Source organism: Anaerotruncus sp. DFI.9.16 (assembly GCF_024461615.1).
Taxonomy (GTDB): Bacteria; Bacillota; Clostridia; order Oscillospirales; family Ruminococcaceae; genus Anaerotruncus; species Anaerotruncus massiliensis.
This window is the reverse complement of the sequence record NZ_JANFZX010000104.1, coordinates 1-4,995: the sequence shown is the minus strand read 5'-3', so window position 1 is coordinate 4,995 and position 4,995 is coordinate 1. Positions and strand designations below refer to the sequence as shown.

4 protein-coding genes and 1 other annotated feature are annotated in these 4,995 nt (G+C 63.4%); all 4 genes read right to left on the bottom strand.

The annotated features are described in order from the left end of the window. Positions 1-192: 192 nt before the first annotated feature. Positions 193-1,590 carry a cysteine--tRNA ligase gene (gene cysS, locus NE609_RS16870; RefSeq protein ID WP_256153191.1) on the bottom strand — a complete coding sequence of 466 codons (1,398 nt, stop codon included), beginning with the start codon at positions 1,588-1,590 and terminating at the stop codon, positions 193-195. Between the two features lie 187 nt (positions 1,591-1,777). After that, a complete protein-coding gene (gene epsC, locus NE609_RS16865; protein WP_121587734.1) occupies positions 1,778-2,458 on the bottom strand; it encodes a serine O-acetyltransferase EpsC in 681 nt (226 codons plus the stop codon). 77 nt (positions 2,459-2,535) lie between these two features. Then, positions 2,536-2,760, bottom strand: a binding site (T-box leader). Positions 2,761-2,809: 49 nt separating this feature from the next. Then, complete coding sequence (gene pgsA, locus NE609_RS16860) at positions 2,810-3,388, bottom strand: CDP-diacylglycerol--glycerol-3-phosphate 3-phosphatidyltransferase (RefSeq protein ID WP_256153190.1); 579 nt, start codon at positions 3,386-3,388, stop codon at positions 2,810-2,812. A gap of 1 nt (position 3,389) precedes the next feature. Further along, positions 3,390-4,712: a 30S ribosomal protein S12 methylthiotransferase RimO gene (rimO, locus tag NE609_RS16855; RefSeq protein WP_101552391.1), complete on the bottom strand. Its 1,323-nt coding sequence runs from the start codon at positions 4,710-4,712 to the stop codon at positions 3,390-3,392. Positions 4,713-4,995: the final 283 nt, after the last annotated feature.

Sequence of the window (4,995 nt, the reverse complement as noted above, 5' to 3'; positions counted from 1 at the left end):
TTGGTTCCTTTCTTGGGCAAGCAAGAAAGGAACTCGCCGTCGGTCGACTACCGACTAGCTCCGCCGCTCGATGAGCGGCAAATCTAAGCCCGCTGTCGGTCGACTGCCGGCAGTCCCTCCGTCCCCAGGGCGGAATACCTAAACCCACTGTCGGCCGACCACCGACAACCTCCGCCGCTCCCCGAGCGGCACCTACTTCCTGCTCCACTGGACACCCTGCGGCGTGTCCTTGAGCAGGATGCCCATGGCGGTGAGCTGGTCGCGGATGGCGTCCGCCCGGGCGAAATCCTTCGCCTTGCGGGCCGCCTGCCGTTCGGCGATCAGGGCTTCGACCTCGGCGTCGAGGTCGTCCGCCCCGCGGCCATAGAGCAGGCCGAGCACGCCGCACAGCTCGTCAAACTTTTGGATCGCGTATTCGACGATCCCCTTCGAGCGGGTGTTGTTCCCAAAGAAGGTGTTGCAGTCGCGCGCAAGCTCGAAGAGCGCCGCGATGCCGTCGGCGGTGTTGAGGTCGTCGTCCATCGCCTCGACGAACTGCGCCACACGCGCGTCCGCCTGCGCGCGGAAGGCGTCCTCCCCCTCGGTCGGGGCGTCGCAGGCGTTTTTCAGCGCGAAGTCCAGTCCGTCCCGGCAGTTGTGCAGGCGGGAAAGCGCCGCCTGGCACTGCTCGATCACCTCGAGCGAATAGTTGATCGGGCTGCGGTAGTGCGCCTGGAGCATCATGAATTTGATCGGCTCATAGCCGAATTTATCCGCGACCTCCCGCACGGTGAAGAAGTTGCCGAGCGACTTGCTCATCTTGCGGTTGTCGACGTTGATATAGCCGTTGTGCATCCAGTAGCGGACGTAGGTGGTGCCCGTGCAGCATTCGCTCTGGGCGATCTCGTTCTCGTGGTGCGGGAAGATGAGGTCCTGTCCGCCGCAATGGATGTCGATCGTGTCCCCCAGGTGTCTGCGGATCATCGCGCTGCACTCGATATGCCAGCCGGGACGGCCCTCGCCCCACGGCGAAGTCCAGCTCGGCTCGCCCGGCTTGGCGGCCTTCCACAGCACAAAGTCAAGCGGGTCCTCCTTGACGTCGCTTACGTCGATGCGCGCGCCCGCCTCCAGGTCCTCCAGCGGCTGATGGGAGAGCTTCCCATATTCGTCAAATTTGCGCGAGCGGAAATAGACGCTGCCGTCCCGTTCATAGGCATACCCGCGGTCCACAAGCGTCTTGACCATGCCGATGATCGTATCGATGTTCTCGGTCGCGCGCGGGTGGATGTCCGCGGGACGGATGCCCAGCCCCTCGGTGTCGGTCAGGTATTCGCCGATATACCGCTCGGCCACCTCCCGGACGGCCACGCCCTCCTCGTTGGCCTTGTTGATGAGCTTGTCGTCGATATCGGTGAAGTTCTGCACGAAGGTCACGTCATAGCCCCGGTATTCGAGATAGCGGCGCAGCGTGTCAAACACGCATATCGGCCGCGCGTTGCCGATGTGGATGAAGTTATAGACGGTCGGCCCGCAGGCATACATCTTCACCTTCCCCGGCTCGAGGGGCACGAACTCCTCCTTGCGGCGCGTCAACGTATTGTAAATCTTCATCTTTTCTGCTCTCCTTTTCCGTGTTGTTAAGGTGGGGACGCGGGGCGCGCATGAGGCGGCGGACCGCGCCGTCCAAAGGACGGCGCCGGCGGCTCCCCTTCGGGGAGCCGAACGCCGCGCACCGCGCGGCGGGCCCGCCGCCCGGCCGTGCGGCGCCTCCGCGGCCGTCGCTGGCGGAAGACCCCGTCTATTCCTGCGGGACGCGCACCCGGTCGTCTGCCGGGGCCGCCGCCTGTTCCTTTTCGAGCTCGCGGATGCGCTTTTCGAGCCGGTCAAGCTCGAATTGCAGCTTGCAGATCTCCTGCGCGACCGGGTCGGGCAGGTGGACATGGTCGAGGGTGTTGGGCTTGCGGCCGCCCACCCGCGCGATGCGCGCCGGAACGCCCACCGCCGTGGAGGCGGGCGGGATCGATTCGAGCAGCACGGCGTTGGCCGCGACCTTCGCGCCGTCGCCGACCTTGAACGGCCCCAGAATCTTGGCGCCGCAGCCGACCGTCACGTTTTTGCCGAGGGTGGGGTGGCGCTTGCCCTTGTCCTTGCCCGTGCCGCCCAAGGTGACTCCCTGGTAGATCGTGCAGCCGTCGCCGACCTCGGCGGTCTCGCCGATGACGACCCCCATGCCGTGGTCGATCAGGACCCCCTGGCCGATCTTGGCGCCGGGGTGTATCTCGATGCCGGTCAGAAACCGGGAAAACTGGCTGAGAAAGCGCGCCGGCAGATAGGCCTTGTGCTCATAGAGCCAGTGCGCGGGGCGGTGCATCATGATGGCGTGCAAACCGCTCGAAAGCAGCAGCACCTCAAAGCTGTTGCGCGCCGCCGGATCGCGTTCCCTGACGGCCCGGACATCCTTTTTAATCGCGTCAAACATCCTTATCATACCTCCCAGAAAGGCTGTTATGAATCCGTAGATGCAAAATAAAAACCGCCCCGTCCGGCACTTGGCCAAACGAAGGCGGATATTCCGCGGTTCCACTTCGATTTCTCGCTCAGGGCTGACACCCTTTTCCCTTAACGCGGGATACGCGCAGCCCTAATTGGGAAAGCCCCGTTCAGGCCGCGTGCTCGCGGGCGCATTTCCCACGCAGCCTGCCGCGAAACGCGCTTGCAGCCGACGGCGCGTTCTCTCTGTCGCGGGGTGTTGCGGGTACTTCTCCCGGTCAAAGCAGTATTGATCTACTATATGCAAACCATACCATATTTGTGTGAAACTTGCAAGGGGTTATTTCACGTCGGAGAGCAGGTCGCGGTTTTTCCACACGTAGTTGACCCCCGAAAGGACGGTCAGCAGCACGACGACCGCCTGGAGCACCACGTCCCCGATGAAAAACCATACCGAATAGGACTCGGGCGACGGAGGCAGCAGGCTCCACGTGACCCACATGGCCAGCAGGGTATAGAGCACCCAGACGATTTGGAAGACGGTCTTCAGCTTACCCCAGATGTCGGCGGCGATGACGCGGCCCTGCTCGGCGGCGATGAGGCGCACCGAGGTGACGAGTAGCTCCCGCGCGAGGATGATGAACACCGCGAGCGCGGACGCGCGGCCCTTGGGGATGAAGCAGATGAGCGCCGAAAAGACGAGCAGCTTATCCGCGAGCGGGTCCATGAGCTTGCCGAAATTGGTGACGAGCCCGTCCCGGCGGGCGATGTGCCCGTCGAGATAGTCGGTGAAGGAGGCGGCGGCAAAAACGACTGCCGCGAACAGATAGGCGTGCGGAATCCCGTCCGCCAGCAGGAAGACCAGAAACACCGGAATCAGCGCCATGCGCAGGACGGTGAGTTTATTTGGCAGGTTCATATCAGTCCAGAGCCCTTCCCTTTAAATCATACTGCTCGACCCCGTCGATCATGACCTCGACGTAGTCGCCCGGCAGGTGTTTGCGCCCGCTCGTGAAAAAGACCTTTGTGTCGATGTCGGGCGCGTCCATATAGCTGCGGCCGTACCACAGCTTTCCCTCGCGTCCCTCGACCGCCACCGTCAGCGTCTTGCCCAGCTGCGCGCGGTTCACTTCCTCCATTATATCATATTGCTGCTCCATAACAACCTGCGCGCGCCGTCTTTTGACCTCTTCGTCGATCTGCCCGTCCATCTCCCCAGCGGGCGTGTCCTCCTCGGCGGAATAGGCAAAACAGCCGAGCCGCTCGAAGCGTACCGCACGGATAAATTCGCACAGCTCGGTAAACTCCTCCTCCGTCTCGGTCGGGAATCCGGTGATCAGCGTTGTGCGCAGCACCACCCCCGGCACCTTCAAGCGGATCTTTTCCATCAGCGCCGCAAGGCTCTCCGCGCCGCCGCGCCGGTTCATGAGCTTTAAAATTCGGCCGCTCACATGCTGGATGGGCACGTCCATGTATTTGACGATCTTCTCCTCCCGCGCCATCACGTCGAGCAGGCGGTCGGTGATCCGGTCGGGGTAGCAATAGAGGATGCGCACCCAGCGGACCCCGTCGATTTTGCAGAGTTCCTCAAGCAGCTCGGGCAGCGCCAACCGGCCGTAGAGATCCTCGCCGTAGCGCGTGGTGTCCTGCGCCACAACGTTCAGTTCAGTCACGCCTCGCGCGGCAAGCCGTTTTGCTTCCTCCACGATCTTTTCCATCGGGCGGCTGCGGAAATCCCCGCGGATAAGCGGGATGGCGCAGTAGGAACAGCGGTTGTCGCACCCGTCCGCCACCTTGAGATAGGCGTAAAAGGGTTCGTTGGCAAGGATACGCTCCCCTTCGAGCGGCAGGGCGTCCTTCTCCCCGAAGGCGACCGTCCTTTTGCCCGCGAGCGCGTCCTCGATCGCTCGGATGATCTCCGCGTTGCGCCCGATGCCGAGCACCACGTCCGCCTCGGGGATCTCCATCGCCACCTGCTCGCGGTACCGCTCGGCCAGGCATCCGGTCACGACGACCGCCTTGATCTTCCCCGCTTCCTTCATCTGCGCGAACTCGAGGATCGTCTCGATGCTCTCCCGCTTCGCGTCCTCGATGAACCCGCAGGTGTTGATGATCACCACGTCGCACGCCTGCGCGTCGGCGCAAAGCTCGTACCCGCCCTGCACGATCAGCGCGAGCATCAGTTCCGCGTCCACCTGGTTCTTTGAACATCCGAGGGATACCATTCCAACTTTGACTGCCATGATCTTCTCCTTTTCCGCCGCCTACGCGGCGGAGGCTTTTTGAGCTGCCGTTCATAAAGCGGCGCGGATTTTGCGGGGATTGCCGGGTCCCGCCCCGGCGGCGGTTTTCGATTTTCCGCCCTGCAGACGGACGGCCTTTTTCGCGCCCCTCCGGGGCGCTTTAGGGGAGCCGCCTGCGGCGGCGGAGATTGCCGGGACCCGCCCCGGCGGGCGGGCCGACTTCTTGCACGCCCAAGAAGTCGGCGGAAGAAGGGCGCTCAAGGGGACTTCCGCCAGTCCCCTT

Excerpts from the sequence above, each read along its gene's own strand:
- cysS (WP_256153191.1), bottom strand. The coding sequence starts at position 1,590 with ATGAAGATTTACAATACGTTGACGCGCCGCAAGGAGGAGTTCGTGCCC.
- epsC (WP_121587734.1), bottom strand. The coding sequence starts at position 2,458 with ATGTTTGACGCGATTAAAAAGGATGTCCGGGCCGTCAGGGAACGCGAT.
- pgsA (WP_256153190.1), bottom strand. The coding sequence starts at position 3,388 with ATGAACCTGCCAAATAAACTCACCGTCCTGCGCATGGCGCTGATTCCG.
- rimO (WP_101552391.1), bottom strand. The coding sequence starts at position 4,712 with ATGGCAGTCAAAGTTGGAATGGTATCCCTCGGATGTTCAAAGAACCAG.